This is a genomic window from Hyphomicrobium sp. (assembly GCF_035687085.1).
In the GTDB taxonomy this organism is placed as follows: Bacteria; Pseudomonadota; Alphaproteobacteria; order Rhizobiales; family Hyphomicrobiaceae; genus Hyphomicrobium_B.
This window is the reverse complement of sequence record NZ_DASRYS010000003.1, coordinates 22,391-42,663: the sequence shown is the minus strand read 5'-3', so window position 1 is coordinate 42,663 and position 20,273 is coordinate 22,391. Positions and strand designations below refer to the sequence as shown.

At 60.2% G+C, this 20,273-nt stretch carries 20 protein-coding genes and 1 riboswitch; of the genes, 9 read left to right on the top strand and 11 right to left on the bottom strand.

Going from position 1 to position 20,273, the window contains the following annotated elements; all coding sequences use genetic code 11:
- Positions 1-17 precede the first annotated feature (17 nt).
- Positions 18-254: a hypothetical protein gene (locus VFG26_RS03050; RefSeq protein WP_325022096.1), complete on the bottom strand. Its 237-nt coding sequence runs from the start codon at positions 252-254 to the stop codon at positions 18-20.
- A 306-nt stretch (positions 255-560) separates the two neighbouring features.
- Here VFG26_RS03050 and VFG26_RS03045 point away from each other — a divergent pair, with 306 nt between their 5' ends.
- Complete coding sequence (locus tag VFG26_RS03045) at positions 561-746, top strand: hypothetical protein (protein WP_325022094.1); 186 nt, start codon at positions 561-563, stop codon at positions 744-746.
- Positions 747-765: 19 nt separating this feature from the next.
- On the opposite strand, the gene VFG26_RS03040 is transcribed toward VFG26_RS03045, so the two are convergent.
- Positions 766-1,848, bottom strand: coding sequence for a D-alanyl-D-alanine carboxypeptidase family protein (locus VFG26_RS03040; protein ID WP_325022092.1), 1,083 nt, complete (start codon positions 1,846-1,848; stop codon positions 766-768).
- Between the two features lie 313 nt (positions 1,849-2,161).
- On the opposite strand from VFG26_RS03040, the gene VFG26_RS03035 reads away from it, so the two are divergent.
- Entirely contained in the window at positions 2,162-4,168 is a 2,007-nt protein-coding gene (locus VFG26_RS03035) for an MDR family MFS transporter (RefSeq protein ID WP_325022090.1), read from the top strand.
- Here the strand turns inward: VFG26_RS03035 and VFG26_RS03030 are convergent.
- The 3 genes from VFG26_RS03030 to VFG26_RS03020 all read right to left on the bottom strand — a co-directional run bounded on the left by VFG26_RS03030 (position 4,146) and on the right by VFG26_RS03020 (position 6,473).
- On the bottom strand, positions 4,146-5,015 hold the full coding sequence (locus VFG26_RS03030) for an aldo/keto reductase (RefSeq protein ID WP_325022088.1): 870 nt from the start codon (positions 5,013-5,015) through the stop codon (positions 4,146-4,148). The genes VFG26_RS03035 and VFG26_RS03030 overlap by 23 nt on opposite strands.
- An 81-nt stretch (positions 5,016-5,096) precedes the next feature.
- On the bottom strand, positions 5,097-5,405 hold the full coding sequence (locus tag VFG26_RS03025) for a hypothetical protein (RefSeq protein ID WP_325022086.1): 309 nt from the start codon (positions 5,403-5,405) through the stop codon (positions 5,097-5,099).
- A 219-nt stretch (positions 5,406-5,624) separates the two neighbouring features.
- Positions 5,625-6,473: a hypothetical protein gene (locus tag VFG26_RS03020; protein ID WP_325022084.1), complete on the bottom strand. Its 849-nt coding sequence runs from the start codon at positions 6,471-6,473 to the stop codon at positions 5,625-5,627.
- A gap of 390 nt (positions 6,474-6,863) precedes the next feature.
- Here VFG26_RS03020 and fabF point away from each other — a divergent pair, with 390 nt between their 5' ends.
- Positions 6,864-8,162 carry a beta-ketoacyl-ACP synthase II gene (fabF, locus tag VFG26_RS03015; protein WP_325022082.1) on the top strand — a complete coding sequence of 433 codons (1,299 nt, stop codon included), beginning with the start codon at positions 6,864-6,866 and terminating at the stop codon, positions 8,160-8,162.
- A gap of 28 nt (positions 8,163-8,190) precedes the next feature.
- On the opposite strand, the gene VFG26_RS03010 is transcribed toward fabF, so the two are convergent.
- Positions 8,191-9,027 (bottom strand): lytic murein transglycosylase, encoded by an 837-nt coding sequence (locus VFG26_RS03010; RefSeq protein WP_325022079.1) that lies wholly within the window; start codon positions 9,025-9,027, stop codon positions 8,191-8,193.
- A gap of 195 nt (positions 9,028-9,222) precedes the next feature.
- Between VFG26_RS03010 and VFG26_RS03005 the strand changes: the two genes are divergently transcribed.
- A complete protein-coding gene (locus VFG26_RS03005) occupies positions 9,223-9,453 on the top strand; it encodes a hypothetical protein (protein WP_325022076.1) in 231 nt (76 codons plus the stop codon).
- 147 nt (positions 9,454-9,600) lie between these two features.
- Complete coding sequence (locus tag VFG26_RS03000) at positions 9,601-9,846, top strand: helix-turn-helix transcriptional regulator (protein ID WP_325022075.1); 246 nt, start codon at positions 9,601-9,603, stop codon at positions 9,844-9,846.
- Here the strand turns inward: VFG26_RS03000 and VFG26_RS02995 are convergent.
- Genes VFG26_RS02995 through VFG26_RS02985 form a run of 3 tightly spaced genes read right to left on the bottom strand, consistent with a single transcriptional unit; the run spans position 9,843 to position 11,990 of the window.
- Positions 9,843-10,046, bottom strand: a complete 204-nt coding sequence (locus VFG26_RS02995) for a hypothetical protein (protein ID WP_325022073.1) — start codon at positions 10,044-10,046, stop codon at positions 9,843-9,845. The two genes, VFG26_RS03000 and VFG26_RS02995, sit on opposite strands and share 4 nt — an antisense overlap.
- A gap of 17 nt (positions 10,047-10,063) precedes the next feature.
- A complete protein-coding gene (locus tag VFG26_RS02990; RefSeq protein ID WP_325022235.1) occupies positions 10,064-11,287 on the bottom strand; it encodes a cytochrome P450 in 1,224 nt (407 codons plus the stop codon).
- A complete protein-coding gene (locus tag VFG26_RS02985) occupies positions 11,238-11,990 on the bottom strand; it encodes an acyl-homoserine-lactone synthase (RefSeq protein ID WP_325022071.1) in 753 nt (250 codons plus the stop codon). The genes VFG26_RS02990 and VFG26_RS02985 overlap by 50 nt, the downstream gene beginning before the upstream one ends.
- 122 nt (positions 11,991-12,112) lie before the next feature.
- On the opposite strand from VFG26_RS02985, the gene VFG26_RS02980 reads away from it, so the two are divergent.
- Both VFG26_RS02980 and VFG26_RS02975 read left to right on the top strand, forming a co-directional pair.
- Positions 12,113-12,886, top strand: a complete 774-nt coding sequence (locus VFG26_RS02980; RefSeq protein ID WP_325022069.1) for a helix-turn-helix transcriptional regulator — start codon at positions 12,113-12,115, stop codon at positions 12,884-12,886.
- Positions 12,887-12,911: 25 nt separating this feature from the next.
- Positions 12,912-13,832: a SphA family protein gene (locus VFG26_RS02975; protein ID WP_325022066.1), complete on the top strand. Its 921-nt coding sequence runs from the start codon at positions 12,912-12,914 to the stop codon at positions 13,830-13,832.
- Positions 13,833-13,856: 24 nt separating this feature from the next.
- Here the strand turns inward: VFG26_RS02975 and VFG26_RS02970 are convergent, their stop codons facing one another.
- Positions 13,857-14,468: an NYN domain-containing protein gene (locus tag VFG26_RS02970; protein WP_325022064.1), complete on the bottom strand. Its 612-nt coding sequence runs from the start codon at positions 14,466-14,468 to the stop codon at positions 13,857-13,859.
- A gap of 248 nt (positions 14,469-14,716) precedes the next feature.
- Positions 14,717-15,073, bottom strand: a complete 357-nt coding sequence (locus VFG26_RS02965; RefSeq protein ID WP_325022062.1) for a hypothetical protein — start codon at positions 15,071-15,073, stop codon at positions 14,717-14,719.
- 555 nt (positions 15,074-15,628) lie between these two features.
- Between VFG26_RS02965 and VFG26_RS02960 the strand changes: the two genes are divergently transcribed.
- Positions 15,629-17,032, top strand: a complete 1,404-nt coding sequence (locus VFG26_RS02960; protein WP_325022233.1) for an ammonium transporter — start codon at positions 15,629-15,631, stop codon at positions 17,030-17,032.
- 834 nt (positions 17,033-17,866) lie between these two features.
- The gene (locus VFG26_RS02955; RefSeq protein WP_325022060.1) at positions 17,867-19,696 is read left to right on the top strand and encodes a methanol/ethanol family PQQ-dependent dehydrogenase; all 1,830 of its coding nucleotides are present in this window, start codon (positions 17,867-17,869) and stop codon (positions 19,694-19,696) included.
- Positions 19,697-19,914: 218 nt separating this feature from the next.
- Positions 19,915-20,134, top strand: a riboswitch (cobalamin riboswitch).
- Positions 20,135-20,273: the final 139 nt, after the last annotated feature.

Here is a 20,273-nt window from a genome sequence, read left to right as displayed (position 1 = left end):
GTGAGAATTCCCGTCTTTCAAACGTCCTCAAGGCGTTCGCGTTCGCGCGTTCGTACGAGCTCAGCGACCCCTGTCCATGCCCATGCCCGTCCGGCGTCTCCGCGTTGTCCGTGATAGAGGGCGAAGAAGTCGGCAATGCCCGCTGCAAGCGATCCGTGTTTGCCTTCCAGGACTTCGGCCATTGCCCCCAGATCCTGCGGCGGCGGCGTGAAATCAAAGTCGGCGTTCTCTCTCGCACGCAGCGGCACGGGCATCGTAAGGTCCTACTCAAGGCTTAAATCCAGGTTGATGGATTTGCGAAAAGCAAGTTTGACGCCATATTCGTATGCTCCCTCTCCAGGATGTTCTGGAGGTTGGTTAATCGAAGCCAGCGGTTAGCGGGCACCGCGTTTCGCAGCAGAATAAGCTAGGACGAAATCGCCATGACTTGGATTTCGCGGGCAGCGGGGCTTCAAGGACTATTTTTTGCCGTGTGCGTGCTCGCTACAACCGCCGCGCAAGCTGATGCATGTGATGTGGCCTGTGCCGGAATGGAACTCGCCGGGGGCACCTCACCGAAAGTGGACAGTCGGGACCGCAAATCCGAGACACCGGCCGGCGGCGATCAACGCGAGCATGAGCCCGGGGCGCGCCGCGATGGCGATAAGGACGGGACTGGGAACGGCTCGAACCGACAAGCGCCGCCCGACTTCGTTCAGCCGCCCGGCTGCATCTTCCGGGATACGCCGCTGGAGCTGATCGTATAGCGGCCCTCGGCTCGCGTTCTTATTCGGAAGTCGATTGGGCGGCTTCGGGGTGCGCCGTGCTTGCCGACGAGGTTGCGGACAGGCCCTCGCTGTCCGGCCCCTTCAGGGCCGAGCGGGCATCATCTGCACTTTCGCTGTTCTTCTTGGAGGCAGCGACCTTGTGCTTCGTTTTGCTCTTGCCGGCGACGGCCTGGCGCTTCTGGGGATTGCAACCCCAGGCTGCCACGGTGTGGCGCACCGACATGACGCCTTTGGGGTTGGGGTCCATCGGCATGTTGTCGATCGTCGTCGTATTGAAGACTTGCTTCCAGTCGTAGGTCTGGAAGCCATATTCCAGCAGGCTCGCGGCACGGATCGCGCGTTCGTTACCCGACGACTCGCCGAGCACCACCGCCATCAGTTGCCGTCCGTCGCGCGTGGCGCTGGCGACGACGTTATATCCGGAGTCGCAGGTGAAGCCGGTCTTCAAGCCGTCGGCGCCCGGGAATGTTCTCAGCAATGCGTTATGACTGCCGAGCCGCTTCTTGCCGATCCGCATGTCCGGCATCGCCCAGTAGCTCGCGTATTGCGGGTATTCGCTGACAACGGCGCGGGAGATCTTGGCGATGTCGCGGGCGCTTGTCAGCTGACCGGGATCAGGCAGGCCGTTGGTGTTGACGAAATTCGTGTGCGTCATGCCGAGCCGTCGCGCCGTGGCGTTCATTTTGTCGATGAAAGCGGATTCGCTGCCGGAAATGGCTTCGGCGAGCATGACGGTCACGTCGTTGGCCGATTTGATGATCACAGCCTTCAGAGCTTGCTCGACCGAAAGCGTGGCGCCGACATTCAGGCCGACTTTGCTCGGCGGCTGCAGCGTCGCGACCAGCGAGCAGGGAATCTTGTCTTCGAGACGGATCTTGCCTTCTTTGATGGCTTCGAAGGCGACGTAGGCCGTCATCAGCTTCGTCAGCGACGCGGGATGCCAGATGTCGTCGGCGTCCTCCGAATAGAGGACTTTGCCGGTCGAGGGCTCGAACAGCAGCGTCGGACTTGCCGAGGCCGGCAAAACGGCCGTCAGCCAAATAGAAACTGCTCCAACAATGCAGGTTGCCCGTGACCGCATGAATGTCCTCAGTAATCGCCAGAGTTCGGCTAGCATATTCGTGGCAATGGGCCAACCGGACCCGATTTCGCGGCCACCTTATGATGAGTTGTGTTGCTCGTGTGGCGCTACCTGCGGGTAATGCAGCTATGCGGGATTTGGCGCCGAGCCAATGCCCGGAGGCGCGCGAGGCCCGGAGCTATACGCGGAGCGTTATTGGCCGGTTCCACATGCCCGGCGCAAGAGCATCCGCGCGGTTGACGCGCCGCGTTCAAATCGTACCCTCTTCCCAAAAACTTCGCCACATAATCGCGGCCTTCGGCGTTTGGGCATCATGCACCGCACCCTATCCGAACATCACGCGCATCCGGAGACCAGCTCGCGCGAGCGCTTTGCAATTTTCTTTGCGCTGTCGCTGGTGCTGCTTCTCGCCTCGCTCGACCAAACGATCGTTGCCACCGCGCTGCCGACAATCGTGCGCGACATTGGGGGGCTCACGCATCTCACCTGGATCGTCACAGCCTATCTGCTGGCGACGACTGTCGTTGTGCCGGTCTATGGCAAGCTCGGCGATCTTTTTGGCCGGCGGATCGTACTGCAAGGCGCCGTGATCATTTTTCTGGTGGGCTCGGCACTCTGCGGCATTGCGCAAAATCTGCCGGAGATGATCGCGTTCCGGTTTCTGCAGGGGCTGGGCGGCGGCGGCCTGATCGTGACATCGGTGGCGGTGGTCGGCGACGTGGTGCCACCGCGCGAGCGCGGGAAATATCAAGGATTTTTCGGCGGCATATTCGGACTCTCGACCGTGCTCGGACCTCTGATCGGCGGTTTCATCGTCGATCAATTTTCGTGGCGCTGGATATTCCTCATCAATCTGCCCTTTGGCATCCTCGCGCTGCTCGTCATCAACCGGACGTTCCGCCCGCAGCTCAAAAAGTCGGATATCTCCATCGATTATGCCGGCGCGGTGCTGCTCGGCATGGCGCTCACCGCGCTCGTCATCGTGACCAGCCTCGGGGAGACGCTGATCAAAGAAGCGCCCGTCAGCCTATTTGCGATTTCATTGCTCGGCATCGTGTCGCTTGCCTCGTTCATCTATGTGGAGAGGCGGGTGCCCGATCCTTTGATGCCGCTGTCGCTGTTTAAAAACCGCGCGTTCGTCATTGCAGCGTCCATCGGCTTCATCGTCGGTCTTGCGCTTTTCGGATCGATCACGCTGCTGCCGCTCTATTTCCAGATCGTGAAAGGTCTCGATCCGACGAATGCCGGGTGGCATCTCACACCCATGATGGTGGGCGTGTTCGTGACTTCGAACGTGAGCGGCCAGATCATTGCGCGCATTGGGCGGTACAAGATTTTTCCGATCGTGGGGACGGGCATCATGACGGTGGCGCTGTTCCTGCTGTCTCGCATTTCGATCGAGACGACGCCGTTCACCGCGTCCATCTACATGCTCATTCTCGGTCTTGGCCTCGGCATGGTGATGCAGATCCTGATCATGGCGGTGCAGAACGCGGTTGCCTTCGAGCAGCTGGGCGTCGCGACGTCGGGCACGACATTGTTCAGGTCGATCGGCGGCGTCGTGGGTGCTGCGATGTTCGGGGCGATTTTTGCCGCCACGCTGCAGCGGTTGGTGATGGCGGATGCGCCGGAACTCGCCACAACGTTGACCAATACCGATGCCGTCCTGGCGCTGTCGGGTGATCTCAAGGCGACCTACGACCGGCTGTTCATTGCCGCGCTGCATCCCGTGTTCCAAACGGCATCTCTGCTGGCGCTGCTGGCATTCGTGCTCTCCTTCGCGATTGAAGAAGTGCCGCTGCGCACCAGCATTGCTTCTGAGCCGTCCAGTGATGCTCTCGTCATGCCACGCGATGCAACCTCGCTTGATGAATTGGAGCGGATCGTCGAGCGCATCACCGCGCGCGAGAACCGCTGGCGCGTCTATCAGAGCGCGGCTTCGCGGCTCGGCGCCGATTTACAGCCGGATGAACTGTGGTTGCTCTCGCGGCTCGGCGAGCGCGGCGGCGAAGCGCAGAAAGAGGACATTCGCCAGAAGCTCGGTCCAAAGGAATTGCGGCCGCCGCATCTTTTTGGCCGCTTGGAGGCGGCCGGAATGGCGCGCGATGCGGGCGAAAGCATCGCCCTCACTGGCCCGGGGCGGGCGGTTTACGAGCGGCTTGTCCATCTGCGCGAAGACGATCTTCGCCATATGCTGCACGACTGGAACCGCAACGAGCATCCGGAAGTGCGCGCGATGCTGAAAAAGATGGCGAACTCGTTTGCGAGTTCGCCACCGGTTCCGCCTGCAGCTGATACTACTTCTTCGACAACGCGCTAAGCTCGGAGAATTCCTCCTCGCTGAGCTTAATGTTCGCGCCGGCGACGTTCTCTTCGAGGTGCTTGACCTTCGAGGTTCCGGGGATCGGCAGCATCACTGGGCTGCGCTGCAAGAGCCACGCGAGCGCGATCTGGCTCGGTACAGCATTGTACTTCTTGGCAATCGCCTCCAGGCGAGAGCCGGGCTTCGCAAGATCACCGGCTGCCAGCGGATACCACGGGATGAAGCCAATATTGTGCTTCTCGCAGTAATCCAAAACGCCCTCGCTGCTGCGGTTGCCGAGGTTATAAAGGTTCTGCACGGTCGCGACTGTGAAGAACTTCCGTGCCGCTTCGATTTGTTCGACATTGACCTCGCTCAATCCGACATGGCGAATCAGGCCTTCCTTCTGCATCGCCTGGATGACCTCGAACTGCTCGTTCTGCGGCACCTTGCTGTCGATGCGGTGCAACTGCCAAAGATCGATCCGCTCCACGCCAAGGCGGCGGATGCTCATCAGCACTTCTTGCCGGAGATATTCGGGCCTGCCGACAGGATGCCATTGATCGGGTCCGGTGCGCACGAGGCCGCCCTTCGTCGCGATGGTGAGGCCGCGATAGGGATGGAGGGCTTCGCGGATCAGACGCTCGCTGACTTCCGGTCCGTAGCTATCGGCAGTGTCGATGAAGTTGACGTCGAGTTCGGGAAGTCTGCGCAGCGTGCGGAGCGATTCCTGTTTGTCCTCCGGTTCGCCCCAAATGCCTTTGCCAGTGATGCGCATGGCACCGAAGCCGAGGCGATTGACCTGAATATCTCCGCCGATCGAGAAGACGCCAGAGTTATTCTTTGTGGCTGTGGTTGTGGACATGGCTCACTACCTTTCTGGTGGGGTTGTGGACTTGATAGCATGCGGAGCGCCGCGGCGCGCGCGGCGCCCGTTATCAATGAACTAACGGTTATCGCGGGCGCCCGGCAGAACTTCCGCGCATGCCTGTTGGACGCGAATATCGCCGCCGATAAACCTGCAGACTTCTTCCTTGCGCTCGGGGTTGTTGCGGACCGCAGCGTCGGAAACCTTATAGCCGTACGAGCGCGCTACGGCGGCGAGATTGTTATCGCGGCAATAGGGTGTCGAAACCGGCTGGCCTTCAACGATCTGATAATCCTCGTCGCACTGGATGGCGCTTGCGGATCCGGCGGCAGCGGTGAGGGCGGCGACAGTCAGAAAACACGTTTTTGCGATGTGGAATTTTGGCATGCAAAGTCTCCCGGCGAGGGGCAGGGGCATCTCAGGCCTGCAAAGATTGGGTTGATCGGTCAACGCGAGAGGGTGGGGCGCGTTCCACGGGGGGTGTTTCGCGCCCGAGATGGTAGCTGGCGCCACCACCCGAGCTTCGCGATGATCGGAACAAATCTAGGTATGATCCTGATCACTTTGATAGGCCATATGGCCGATCAGTGGATCGCCGCTAGCGGTTCAAAACATTGAGGAAAGCGAGCGCTGCAGGCTATTGAGGCCCTTGCTGATGGACGTTTCGACGTCATCATAGGCGCTCGTATTGCGCTTGGCGGTTTTGGCTTTTTTCGGCTTCTGCGGCGCAAGCGCAGGTTCGGCGGGATCGGCCGGCGATGCGGCCAACGCCGCTCCAATCGGGGAGCCGAGGTTAAGAATTTTATCGTCTTCAGACTGGACTGCGTTTCTGGCGAGCGACGGCTGCGTTGGGGGCGCCGCGTCTTCTCTCGCCGTTGTCAGCATGCCGGCACGCGCCCAGGGTTGATCGAGCATGTTCCGGTCTTCCGCAGCGGGCGGAGTGTTGGTTGCCAAGGTTCCCGTCGCGATGGCGCGGGCCGGGCCGCAGGCGGTGGTCTCGTTGGATTCAACGAGGGCCACGAGCGCGTCGTCGGGAGTATCAACGGGGAGCTGTGCGTTAGCCGCCATTGCGAAGCCGCGCATCGCATCCTTCGAGGCGTCATTCCAGATGCCGCTGATCGGGCCGTGGTAGCAGCCTGCGCGAGTCAGCGCTTTCTGCAGCTGGCTCACACGCGCGTGGTGGCCGGATGCCGGGGCGGGCGCCGCGACTGGTTTCGTCAACACGGCCGGTGCAACATGGACGACAGCCGGTGCGTACGATGGCGACAGCGATATCGCAGGCTCTGCTCGCACAATCGGCGGCATTGCGATCGCGTCAGCCTGTGCCGGCGCCGTGGTGCTGTCGGACATCGTTGCGGCGTAGAGAGCGAGCGCCAGTCCCAAGGTCAGCGATCCGAGGAAGAAACTGGCAGCCGAGCTTGTAGAACCCGCTGCGATTTTTCGAACGATACTCACCGGAAGACGCTCTTGATAACAAACGCGAAACGCGACGCCACATTTGGTCGGACCCTGGCTCTGCGATTGAGCAGAACCGCAACGGACCTTTGGTGAGGCTTTCTTAGGATCAGGTAAGCTGCCCGCCTAGTGCGCCCGCGCCAGTCTCAACGGAAAATCGGCCGGTGGAGCAGAGTTGTTCGGCATTGCGCACGCCGAATGCCAGAGGGAAGAAATCCGCGATGCGCCTCTGCCGCACCCAATTTCTGTGACATTTGGCGTTGGCTGTGCCGCTTGCCGTGCCAAGTTGTAGTTTTAAATTACAGATATAATGTATCGCGCTCGATTCCGTGGCCGCCGTCATGACCGGCGTGCCGGGCGATTGCGATCAACATCTGAAAGGGAGCTGCTGTGGCAGATCGGAAGACAGGATCACGCATCGTGGTGACTGGCATGGGGCTCGTCTCGCCGCTTGGCGCCAATGTGGAGGCGGCATGGAAACGTCTCATCGGCGGTCAATCTGGAATCCGGCGCCTCGACGATGCGATCGTGCCCGATGTCGATTGCAAAGTCGGCGGCGTCGTTCCCGATATAGCAGAGGACGCGCAAGGCTTTGATCTTGCAGCTGCGGTGCCGGCCAAGGACCGCAAGAAGATGGATCGCTTCATCCATTTCGCGATCGAGGCATCGCGGCAAGCGCTGGCGCAGGCCGGTTGGGCTCCGCAGGACGAGCGGTCGCGTGAGCGAACGGCGACTGTCATCGCGTCGGGCATCGGAGGATTTCTCACGATCACCGAAGCCGTGCGGACGGTCGACAATCGCGGCGCGAAGAAGCTTTCACCGTTTACGGTGCCGTCCTTTCTCGTCAACCTTGCCGCTGGAAACGTCTCCATCGCGTTCGGCCTCAAGGGGCCGATTGGCGCGCCGGTAACGGCGTGTGCGGCGAGCCTGCAGGCCATTGGTGATGCCGTGCGGTTGATCCGCAGCGGAGAAGCCGATGTCGCCCTTTGCGGTGGCGCCGAGGCGTGCATCAACCGCGTTGCGCTCGGCGCGTTTGCAGCAGCGCGTGCGCTATCGACGGGGTTCAACGATGCGCCGGAGAAAGCATCGCGGCCGTTTGATCAGGCGCGCGACGGTTTCGTGATGGGGGAGGGCGCCGGCATGCTCGTGATCGAAAGCGAAGAGCATGCATTGGCGCGCGGAGCCGTGCCGCTCGCAGAAGTCGCTGGGTACGGCACGAGCGCGGATGCCTTTCATCTCACCTCGGGCCCGCCCGATGGAAGCGGGGCAGTCAGAGCCATGCGCTCAGCGCTCGCGATGGCCGGCGTTTCGCCTGGCGCCATCGGCTATCTCAATGCGCACGCGACCTCGACGCCGGTGGGGGACGGCGGTGAGCTTGCGGCGATGCGCACGGTCTTCGGAGAAGGCTCGGATCTGGAAGGCAGCAAGGGGCCGGCGATCTCATCGACGAAGTCGGCGACGGGACATCTGCTTGGCGCCGCCGGGGGTATTGCTGCGATCTTTTCCGTTCTCGCCTTGCGTGACAGTGTGCTGCCGCCAACGCTCAACCTCACCCATCCAGATCCGGAAGCGAGTGGGCTCGACCTCATCGGTCCCGCGGCGCGCAAGAGCGAAGTCGACTACGTTCTGGCGAACGGGTTCGGCTTTGGCGGCGTCAACGCGTCAGTGATTTTCCGGCGCTGGTTCTGAGCCCGTTCGTCCGCGCTGCGCCGTAGCGTCACCGCATTTGATCGGCCATCGTGGCGATGGTCTGGACGTAGACGCTCGCCTTGTTCCATTGCGTGATGACGCCGTAGTTGTGCGTTCCGGGCCCGTAAGGTTGGCCCCTCTGCCAGCCGTGGCCCGCAAGGAAATTTGCTGTTGAAGCCAGAATGTCAGGCACGCTGTGGATCAGGTCCTTGCGGCCGTCACCATCGAAATCGACCGCATAACGGATGTAGGGCGTGGGTAGGAACTGTGTCTGGCCGATTTCGCCGGCCCAGCCGCCGCGCAGCTCGGCGGGCCTGAAATCGCCCTCATCGACGATGCGCAGAGCATCCAGCAATTGCCCGGTAAAGAATTCGCTGCGGCGGCAATCGTAGGCCAATGTCGCGAGCGAACGGATGACCGAGTAGCGGGCGGTGGCATCGGCGCCGTAGTGCGTTTCCAGGCCCCAGATCGCGATGATCACCTCGGCCGGAACGCCGAAGCGTTTTTCGATGCGATCGAGCAGCGCGCGATGGCGCTGCATCAGTGCGCGGCCCTTGTTGATCATGGCCTTGTTGACGCGGCGTGCGTAGAACTGCTGGAAGCTGAGCTTGAATGAGCGTTGCGAGCGATCGAGGCGGATGACGGCGGGATCGTAGGTGACGTCCGATAGGGCGGATAGAACGGTTCCCGAGCCGATGCCCTGGGCTGCAGCTGTAAGCCTGAACCGCTGAAGCCAGGGCTGGAAGCCGCCCGGTCCGTTACCGCATTGCGCGGCCGCTTCGCCGGCTGAGCCGGCGAGCAAAAGAACGATCAGACAAATCGCATTCAGCCTGACCCTGGTGGGCGCATCAGTCTTCGGCGGCATTGTTCTTCTTTCGCTCGCAGGGAAATTGCTTCGCAAGGGGGGGCAGACGGGAAGAGCATTCTTACTGGCACAACTTACCAGCGCCGCCAAATACGCATGTGATCGCGTCGGAGGGCGGTTATGAGGCAGCTGTTCCGCCGGGAACAGCTTTGCGAACGTCCCGCGGGCTAATCTCCGGCGTCTTGAGGACAGACCATGCTGATCGGCGCCCTGACGACAGATCCATTCTCGTTGAGTGACGCCGCGGGACTACTCGCCGGGGGCGTTGTGCTCGGCGTCCTGGTCGTCTGCATCGCCCTTTGCGCTGAAGAGCCGCCGATTTCGGATTTTCTCCGTCAGATGGACGCCGATGGCGAGGCGGCGCGCGCCAAGGCTGCCGGTCCGCCGCCGCATGTCAAAGGAGATGGGGCGGGCCTATCCGAGTGAACACCACGCGCGCCAACGCGTTAAGGCAAGTGAACCGGCTTCTCTTGCAGCTTAGGGCATTAGGGCTATTATCGGTGGCCAGGATTTTTCGTGTCGGGCTAACGTCCGGCTGGGGGAAGCAGTCCAAGAACTGGGGTCGAACCGCCAATGCCTCGTTTGTTAGGGGGATATCGGAGAGTCGATATCCTCATCGGCCAGCGTGTACGTCTTTTTCGCCACGCGTCCGGCATTTCAGCTGAAGCCATGGCCCGCGTCGCCGGATTGGATGTCGGCGAGTACGCGAGCCGAGAATTGGGAGAGGCGCGCTTCAAAGCGGGTGAGCTTTACGAGATCGCGCGCGTTCTCAAGGTCCGATTGACGGACATTTTTGCGGCCATCGCAGAGCCCGTCTAGTAGTCCTCTTCATTGTCCACCGGCAGGCGGTCGACCAGTTCGGCGATCTGCCGGAGCCGCGTGCCGAGTTCTACGGTGATGTTGGTCTGACCGCGGCGCTGCGAGGTATCCATGGCGTCCCGAATTGCATCGAGAACGCGGCATAGATGTACAACCAGCTCGTCAGGCTGATTCTGTTGAATGAATAGCGGTCGGTCCATGGACTGTTTTTCGTATTTCAGGAAGCGGCGGCCATTGGCGAATGCGAAAGCGAAATGACCTTCTGCCAGGGCTCACGGACGCGGAGTGACAAGCGGATATCGGGCGGTACAAGCGTGACGGACGGGGTCGGCATCGGAGCGGGGACACTGCTTTTGATGCTGATGGAAAATGCCGCCGCCATCTCGAGAGCAAGGAGCTGCAACTCAAGATTGGCCAAGCCCATCCCTATGCAGACGCGTGGGCCCGCGCCAAACGGCAGGTAGGCCTTGCCCGTGAAGTTGCGGGTCATGTCGAACTCGCCGGGATTGCTCCAGTAATTCACGTCGCGATGCAGCTGCCAGGGGCAGAAGATGAGCGCGTCGCCGGCTTTGAGAGGTACGTTGCGGATGGTGATGTCGGTCCTGACATCACGCGAGAACCAATGAGCCGAAGGGTAAAGCCTTAGGACTTCGCGGACGAAGGCCAGGCTCTTTGAGGCGCGCGGCAGAATTTCCGGCCGCAACTCGCCTGCCTCATCGGAGGAGGCTTCCGCTTCCTCGGCGAGTTCGTCAGCCAGACCCGGGATGGTGCCGAGGTAATAAAGGATCCAGGCCGCGGCCGAGCCGGTCGTGTGATGGCCGGCGAGCAACATGGTCACGATTTCGTCGCGGATCTCGACATCGCTCAAGCCAAGATTGATTAGGGCGCCGACCGCGGTCGAAGACGCTGCACGGGCGCGAACGCGGGTGACGACGGCATCGATCATGCGGCGTGCCAGTTCGCGCTTGCGCGCGCGAGCCCGGGCTTTCCAGGGCGGCAGCGGCAGAACGCGGAACAAATCGTCGGCCAGATCGGATTCGACCAGCCGGACGGCTTCTACGATCGCCCGCTCGTCCCCGCGCGAAAGCACGTCCTTGCCAAACATGGCGATGCAGATCATGCGCAGGGCCAGCGGCGCGGTCAGATCGTGCGCAGAAACTTCCGATTGCCGGGAGGCCACCATTGCAGCTTCACGTATGGCGGCTGACATTTCCGGAACAAAGCGCTGGGCGACGCCCTTGGCGAATACCGAATGCAGCACTGCCCGGCGTTTGCGATTTTCCTCGCCGTTCAAGGTGAGCGTGCTCTGGCCGACGACGGGACGGAGCTTGCTCACGAAGCGTCCCTTGTCGACGAGCAACTCGTCGGCCTTCAAGAGATGCCGGACGAGATCAGGATCGGTTACTAACCAGACCGGCTTTGGCCCAAGATGCAGCCTCACCAGCGGATCGATCGCCGACTCTGCCTGCGTCAGGAAGAACTGTAGCGGGTCCCGATTGAACGGCCTCACGTCTGAAAACCAGTGTTTCATCGATGATCTCGATTGTTTGGAGGAGATCCATGAGAGCTTCGTAGGCTTCGCCGCCTTGCTCTAGGATTGGAATTTCACCTGCAACCGCGGTGAGTCGGCGGCCCCTACGATCGTCCCCGATGTATTGGGGAGATCCGTAGCGGCGCGTTTTGATGCCGATCTGCCGGAGCAGACGCTCGTGACAAAGATCGACCAGTGCCACCAGCGCCTTGGCTCCGCGCTGCTGCGCCAAGTGCAGCATCACAGCATAGGTGACGCCTGCAACATTTAGGTCGGGAGGCTGGACGCCCAGGCGGCTGATTTCCCACATGTCCGGCGCTCTGGGGTATGGCCGCTCGGTCGCAAGTTGGGGAAATACGGAAAGGGCCAAGTATTCGTGGTCGCAACGTATCGCCCGGAATCCGCTGATCAGTTTGTCGTCAGCATAGATGGCGCAATACGTCGCGGTTGCTCCATCAAATTGATCGATCTCAAGATTTCCGAATACGGCTAAGTCCCACTGCAATGTGTCGACGAACAACCGCTTCCGGAATTCTTGAAATTCTCTCACAAGCGCGGGATTGCTCTGGACATTGCAAAGTTTCGCAACCAGTCTCGGTCTTTGTGAACTCATGGCAACTTCCGTGCGCAAAACTTCGACCTCATCGGCACCAGGTGCGTGGCTAATTCGATGCCGAAGTTTTTCGCGAGATGGCGGGGTTTGGGAAATCCCCTGAATGGGGGAGAGTCTGTGAAATGAACGTTGAAGAAGCGATCACTGCAGTCGAAGCGTCAAACGACCTCGATGAATTGAAGAATACTTTGCAGCGGATTGCGGAGGACTATGGATTTGCCTCGTTCAATTTCCTTGATGTCGGAAATCCGCATCAGGACGTGCCGTTTTACATGGGCACGACGGGGGACGCGTGGGAGAGCGACTACAAGTCGAACAAGTTCGTCCATGTCGATCATTGCGTGAAGTACGCGCGGCGGACCAACACGCCGTTTGTATGGGACGAAGTTCCGCTGCCCAGCGTGCCGAGCGGGCCGAAGCCCGGGGCCTACAAAATCATGGAAGCCGCTCAGGACCATGGCTTCAAGAACGGCGTCGTTGTGCCATTCCATTACCGGGATCGTCTCGGCCGTATGAACTCGAGCCTGTGCTCCTTCTACTGGAAGGATACCATCAGCCGCTTCCGCTTCATGATCATGCGCAAGAAGATCGACCTGCATGTGGTGCTGGTCTACTGGGTTCAGCGCGCGGTCGATCTCATCGCGGAAAAGCACCGGGACGATCCCAACCGGCTGGTCGCGCCTGAGTCGTTGTCGAGCGTGCCGCTGAGCGACCGCGAGCGCGACGTGCTGGCGTGGGCGGGCCGCGGCAAGACCGTGCCTGAGACGGCCGAAATTCTGGGCCTCAGCGAAGAGACGATCAAAAGCCATCTGCGGAATTCGATGCGCAAGCTTGGCGCTGCTAACAAAACGCATGCTGCGGTTCGCGCTCTCTATCTCGGGCTGATCGATTACTGAACTTCTATTGCAAACGGGGGCGGCAATGTTGGGGAGCGTGGGACGGCGCTACGGTTTAGGGGGTAGCTTCGCCTTTGCCGCGGTTCTTTCGCTGTCTGCCTGGGAAACGCAGGCTGCCGAGGGCGGGCTCACCAATTATGTTCCGGGCTATTACGGAGACTTCGCCGTGGCGGTCGCGCCGGCTGCGGGGCTCTACGTCTATGGCACCGCCTACAGCTACCAAGCGAAGCTCAAAGGGCCGGCTGTGCCGGATACCGTGTCCGCTAGCGCCATGCTCTATCTCAGCGGGTTTCAGTACGTCACAGAGCATACGTTCCTTGGCGCCAAGTACGCTTTCGGCTCGTACACGACTTTCCTCGACGCCAGCATCGAGGCCAAGCCCCCGCCGTTCAGTCTCGACGCGAGCGTTGCCGATCGCGGCGACACAAGCATCTCGCCGCTCGTCCTCTATTGGGCGTTCGGAGATCTCTACGTGAGTGCTTACCAGTCGGTCATCATTCCGACTGGCGCCTACCATGATGGCGCCGCGCTCAATTCGAGCCGGAACTACTACACGTTCGATACCGTCGTTGCGCTGACTTGGCTCGATCAGAAGCAGGGTTATGAGATTTCGCTGGTGCCGGGCGTCATGTTCAATACTGAGAACCTCGCCACCCATTATCGAACGGGCGACGAGTTCCATTTGGACGGAATGCTCAACAAGTACTTCTCGCAGAGTTTTGCTGTGGGGCTGCACGGGTACTACTATTCGCAGTTCACGAACGACAGCGGCGCGGGAGCGCCGAGCATCCGCAGCTCGTCGGCAGCGATCGGTCCGGCGGTCATGTGGAACACCACCGCCGCCGGCATTCCCGGCAAGATCGTCGGCAAGTGGCTGCACGAGGTTGATGCTACAAACCGCTTCCAGGGCGATATTTTGAGCGTGACCGCAGCGCTGAAGTTTTAGCCGAAGGCCCGATGCGCTTCCCGCCTAGTTGTCGTCTTCGATTTGGGCCAGATCGCGCGCTGGCGCGGGGCTCGGCTTTTTTCCGGTCCGCTGCGCCGCTACCTCGGGATAGATCCGACGGATTTCGTCTCCTAAATCCGCTAAGTCGATGAAATGGCCGGCTTGCCGCCGGAGTTCATCTGAGACCATCGGCGGCACTGTCTTGAGCGTGGAAATGACCGTGACGCGTTTGCCCAGTTCCTGAAGAGCGGCCACGAGGTTTCGCAGATCGCCGTCGCCCGAGAAAATCATGATGTGATCGACTTGATTGGCCATGCGCATCGCATCGACGGCCAATTCGATATCCATGTTCCCCTTGTATTTCTTGCGGCCCGACTTGTCGGTCAATTCCTTCATCGGCTTCGTCACGACGAAGTAGCCGTTGTAATCGAGCCAATCGAGCAGGGGCCGTATTGCGAAGTATTCCGGGTCTTGCGGAATTGCCGTGTAGTAGTGCGCTCTCACAAGCCTGACCTTGTTCCGGAAGAGATTCAGGAGCCTGCGGAAATCGATGTCGAAGCCCAAAGACTTTGCGCTGGCGTGAAAACTCGCTCCATCGATCAGGAGGAGAGTTCGTTCATCCGGGTAAAGCTTCATCTCTTTGTCAGGTCGCGCGAGAAAATTTGTGGCCCATTTTCTAGGTCGCAATTCGTACGGGTGCCAAGGTTCGGCTAGCACGATCCGCAGGGGCACCACTAAGGGGCGATTGCGGCGTTCTTACAAGAGCGATTGCGCAAAGATTTTTATGAGAGCGCGCGTGCTGCTGTGCGGGCTCGACCCGGTACTAAGAACATCGCACAAAAAAAGGGCCCGCGGTTGCGAGCCCTTTTTTCAATGTAGAAGCACTATGGCTTCGGGGCTTCCGGGGCGGGGCTGTTCTTGTTGCCTTCCGTACCCTGGACGCCGGTCGAATCCTGCGCGGGCGTCGTGGTGTTGCCGGCGGTGCCGCTCGAACCGCCCGTGCTGCTCGGCGCTGCCGGACCCGTCGTCGTGCCGCTCGTACCCGGCTGCGCGGTATCGGAAGCCGTAGTCGCGGGGCGGTTCACATCGGCAACGTTCCGGTTGGAATCGTAGTAATACCAAGCGCCCAACGCGACTGCCGCGACGATAATGGCGCCTGCGATCCAGGAGCCCGTCGAGGTGCCAACGTCGTCCTGGCCGAGGTTACGCTCGCGACCGGAGCGCGGATCTTCGTATGTCATCTCATTTCCTCCAAATTTGCTTCAACGGAGGAACGAAACCGACGCCCATCCGGTTCCTTTGTGTGCCCGCGAGCATTGCGTCCTCTGGGCCACCCCCTCCCGGCCGGGGGTCAACATGGGCCGGCTAAGCAGGCCGGCGGGCTCTGCCGAGGAATTGCTCCAGATAAACCGCGTACGGAATAATAGCCCGTTCGGGCTCTTTCATGCCTCCCTCCAAACTCTGACCTTATGGCTTGAACGGCCGAAAGCCGCATTTGGCAGCGCCCTCATAGATTTCGTCTGGGTCGCGTCTTAAGGGCGAGCCGAAAAGCCCGTCTTCCCCCCGGGGCATAGCTGCGAGGCTTTTTTTGAAGACGCATTTTTATCCAAGACTCAGACTTTAGCTTCTTTAGACGTGGCCAGTTGCGCCAAAGATCAAAGCATAATTTTGCGTATTCAGCGCAGGCGGATGATTGCGCCCCATCCTCATACTTTCATGTCATTTGTCCCGATCGATTTTCCCAAAGGAGATTTCAGGCGATGCTCCCCTCCGATTTTTCGCTCGCTGGATTGGCGATGGGCAGGCTTTCAGCACTCCTAAAGATACTTAGAAGCTTCGCGCTTGCAGTGTTGATCGCGAGCGTCGCCGGTGTTCTCGCATCGTCAGTCGCGGTTGCGCAGGATACGCCTGCCGCTCCGGCAGCCGTTCCGGCCTGCAGCGCGACCGTTGTCGAAAAGTGCACGGCCAGTCCAGGCGACACCGCTTGGATGCTGACTGCTGTTGCGCTCGTCCTGATGATGACGATCCCGGGGCTTGGTCTCTTCTACGGCGGGATGGTGCGCAGAAAAAATGTTGGCGACACGGTGATGACGTCGTTCGCAATCACCTGTCTGGTGACGGTTCTGTGGGCCGCCTTCAATTACAGTTTGGCGTTCAGGTCCGGAAATTCCTTTATCGGAGGTCTCGATCGCGCGTTCCTGCAAGGGATACTGAGCGATGTCTCGACCGGCGCGAATAATCCCAACCCGCTTGCACCCACGATCCCTGAGACGGTTTATATCTGCTTCCAGCTAACGTTCGCGATCATCACGCCGGCGCTGATTGCGGGGGCTTTTGCGGAGCGCATGAAGTTCTCGTCCATGCTTTGGTTCATTGCTCTGTGGGCTACTCTCGTCTACGCGCCGATCGCGCATTGGGTCTGGGGGCCGGGCGGAATCTTGAATGCATCGAACGAGCACGCGTGGTTCAACGTTCTCGACTTCGCCGGCGGCACGGTCGTTCATATCAACTCCGGCGTGGCTGGGTTGATCGCCTGCCTGGTGCTCGGAGCGCGCAAAGATAGCGGGCCTGCCCACAACATCGTTCTCACCTTCATCGGCGCGTCGCTTCTCTGGGTCGGCTGGTTCGGCTTCAACGCCGGCTCCGCGGTCACGGCCAACATCCAGGCCGGAATGGCGATGCTGGTGACGCAGATCGCAACGGCAATCGCCGCTCTTACGTGGATGCTGATTGAATGGATGCTGCGGCGGAAGCCGACGGTCGTTGGCATCTGCTCGGGCGCCGTTGGCGGGCTCGTCGCGATCACGCCCGCTTCCGGCTTCGTCGGGCCGGCCGGTGCGATGGCGATCGGGATCGCGGCCGGTATCTTCTGCTATTGGGGCGTGACGGGTCTCAAGCACATGTTCGGCTACGACGACGCGCTCGATGCATTCGGCGTGCATGGCGTCGGCGGCATCGTCGGCGCGCTGTTGACCGGCGTCTTCGCAGTCAGCGAATACGGCGGACGGGCAGGATGGATCGAGGGCAATCCGCATCAGCTGCTCGAGCAGGTGGGCGGTGTGCTCGTCGTGCTCGTCTACGACGTGATCGTCACCTTCATCATTCTCAAGGTCATCGACTGGACGATTGGCCTGCGCGTCGCGCCGGACGTCGAGCGCGAAGGTCTCGATTTGACGCTGCACGGCGAGGTCGTTCACTAGGCTCAACGCTCGCGGGATTCATCCTAGGTAAGCGAAGTTCAGACCAATCGCTTCAAAGATGATCCCTGCTGGAAGCGCTGCAATCATCATACTGGAGCGTTCCGCTTGCTCCCGGGGCGGTGAGGTGGCGCATGTCACCTCAGTATTCACGACGTGGAGGAACACATGATCAAATTGCTCGGCGCTGCCGCATTGACCCTGGCCTTCGCAACTGCCGCGCAGGCCATACCACTTGCGCCCGTTCAGCAACCGGACGGACTTGCGACGCAAGTCCGCTATGGATGCGGGATCGGCCGAACGCGCGTTGGCGGTGTCTGCGTGAAGCGACGAAACATTCGTCGCGTTCGCCGGGATATTCGCCGTTGCAGGCGCTGGCATGGCGGCGTTTGCGTTCGCCGATGGTGAGCGCCCACCAGCCAATCAGTCGCTGCCGCTCGAAACGCTCACGCTTTTCAGCGGATGCTGCAGAGTGGTGCGAAATAGGCGCGATAATGGAAAGAACTTGAATTGGTCTTAGATCAATTCGAGGCGAAGTGTAATTTGACTGATCCCAAGGCAAGGATACTTCTGCGAACGGCGACAGGATCTCGGTGACCTGATCGGCCGAAAGTCCCTAAGCGATGCGATGCTCCTAGGAGCGCCGCGATAGGGCGTAATTTCTTCGATCTCTAGCGCATGTCACTTTCATCATTTTGAATTCGCGGGATGAAAGTCAGTTGAGTGAGCCGATGTGTATTCCACGTCGCAATCCAACGCCTTTCGAAGTCTTCCATCCTCACGATGTGCGCAAAAATCTACATCGCGTACGTGGCATCAACACAGTGGAGGAAGCAGATGCGAAAGAAAATTGCGTTGGCAAGTGGTTTGCTCTCAGCTGTTGCGTTCTCCGCACCAGCTTGGGCGAATGAGAGCGTGATCAAGTGCTCTGAAAACCCGGATGATTGGTGCATCCAGTCCGGCGACTATGCCGGTAAGCGGTACTCGAAGCTCGATCAGATCAACACCGAAAATGTCGGGCAATTGAAAGTCGCCTGGACGTTTTCGACTGGTGTCCTGCGTGGCCATGAGGGCGGACCGCTCGTGGTCGGAGATACGATGTATCTCACGACGCCTTTCCCCAACGACGTCATTGCGCTCAATCTCGCCGACGAGCAGAAGATCATCTGGAAGTACGCGCCGAAGCAGGATCCCTCCGTCATCCCCGTGATGTGCTGTGATACGGTCAATCGTGGGGTGCAGTATGCCGATGGCAAGGTTTTCCTGTATCAAGCCGACACCGCGCTCGTCGCTCTGGACGCGAAATCGGGTAAGGAGCTTTGGAAAGCCGTCAATGGCGATCCAAAACATGGCGAGACGGGCACAAGCTCTCCGCTCGTGACCAAAGACAAGGTGATCGTCGGCATCTCGGGCGCCGAGTTTGGTGTTCGCGGCTCGCTCACGGCCTACGACATCAACAGCGGCAAGAGGATCTGGCGCGCTTACTCGACGGGTCCGGACTCCGAAATGCTGGTCGATCCCGAGAAGACCATGTCGCTCGGAAAGCCGGTCGGCAAGGACTCCTCAATCAAAACCTGGAACGGCGATCAATGGAAAATCGGCGGCGGTTCGGTCTGGGGTTACATGGCCTACGATCCGCAGCTCAAGCTGATCTACTACGGCACCGCCAACCCTTCGACCTGGAACCCCGTCCAGCGCGCGGGACCGGATGGCAAGCCAATCGATCAGAAGTGGTCGATGACCATGTTTGCTCGTGACGTCGACAACGGCGTTGCCAAGTGGGCCTACCAATTCACACCGTTCGACGAGTGGGACTATGACGGCGTCAACGAGCCGATCCTGGCCGACTTCGACGTCGGCGGTACGAAGCGCAAGACGGCGACGCAGTTCAACCGTAACGGCTTCGCGTACACCTTGGACCGAGAAACGGGCGAGCTTCTCGTTGCCGATAAGTTTGATCCGGCGGTCAACTGGGCTTCCGGAATCGATATGGATAAATCGAGCCCGAACTACGGTCGTCCGATCCGCGTCGCCAAGTACTCGACGTTCAAGGACGGCAAGGGGCAGGACGTGAACACGAAGGGCATCTGCCCTGCGGCTCTCGGCACCAAGGATCAGCAGCCTGCTTCGTATTCGGAGCTGACTGGCCTGTTCTACGTTCCGACGAACCACGTGTGCATGGACTACGAACCCTTCAAGGTTTCCTACACAGCTGGTCAGCCTTACGTCGGCGCCACGCTGTCCATGTTCCCGGGGCCGGATGAACCGAGGCGTATGGGTAATTTCATCGCCTGGGATGGTGGGAAGGGCAAGATCGTCTGGTCGGTTCCCGAGCAGTTCTCGGTCTGGTCGGGCGCACTGACCACCGCTGGCGGCGTTGCATTCTACGGCACGCTTGAAGGCTATTTCAAAGCCGTCGACCAGAAGAACGGCAAGGAGCTCTTCAAGTTCAAGACTCCGTCGGGCATCATCGGCAACGCAATGACGTACAGCCACGGCGGTAAGCAGTACGTTGCAGTGTACTCGGGCGTTGGTGGTTGGGCCGGTATCGGTCTCGCCGCCGGCTTGACGAACCCGACCGATGGTCTGGGAGCCGTTGGCGGCTACGCTGGTCTTGCCGAGTACACAAACCTCGGAGGATCTCTGACCGTCTTCGCGCTGCCGTAGCGCTTCCTCCAAGTTAGATGGCTAAACGCTTCCGAGTAACTTGACCGGCGCGCATTCACCGCGCCGGTTCTGTGCTGCCGGAAAAAAATTGACGGCTCACTGCCGGAAGTTCCCGGTTCATGGGAACTTGCAAACGCAATGTGTGGCCGTTGCGTCTCGATGAAAATCGATCGGCTCACTTTCGGGACGATTTCTTTTGACGGCAGCGTGAGCAATATGTGGACTAGAAGCGTGACGGTGCTGACGCTGGCGTATGCCAGCGTGAGCTAAGAGGGAACACGGTGAGATGGAAACATCGATGCCGTGGCTGCGCCCGCAACTGTAAGCGGCAAGTCCTCTCCGAGAAGCCACTGACATTCCCGTCTTTGGGAATTTGGGAAGGCAGGAGAGAACGTTCGAGCCGCGAGCCAGGAGACCTGCCGCCACAAGTCGTCCATCCTCGGTGCGGGCCGCACTCAGGAACGGTAATCCCGGAGTGGCGACTGATGTGCAACCGATTGGGAGCAACGTCAGGGTTGGCGCGGGACATGAAAATCTAGATAGCAAATAGACGTTCGAGCAGGCCTTGATGGGTCGA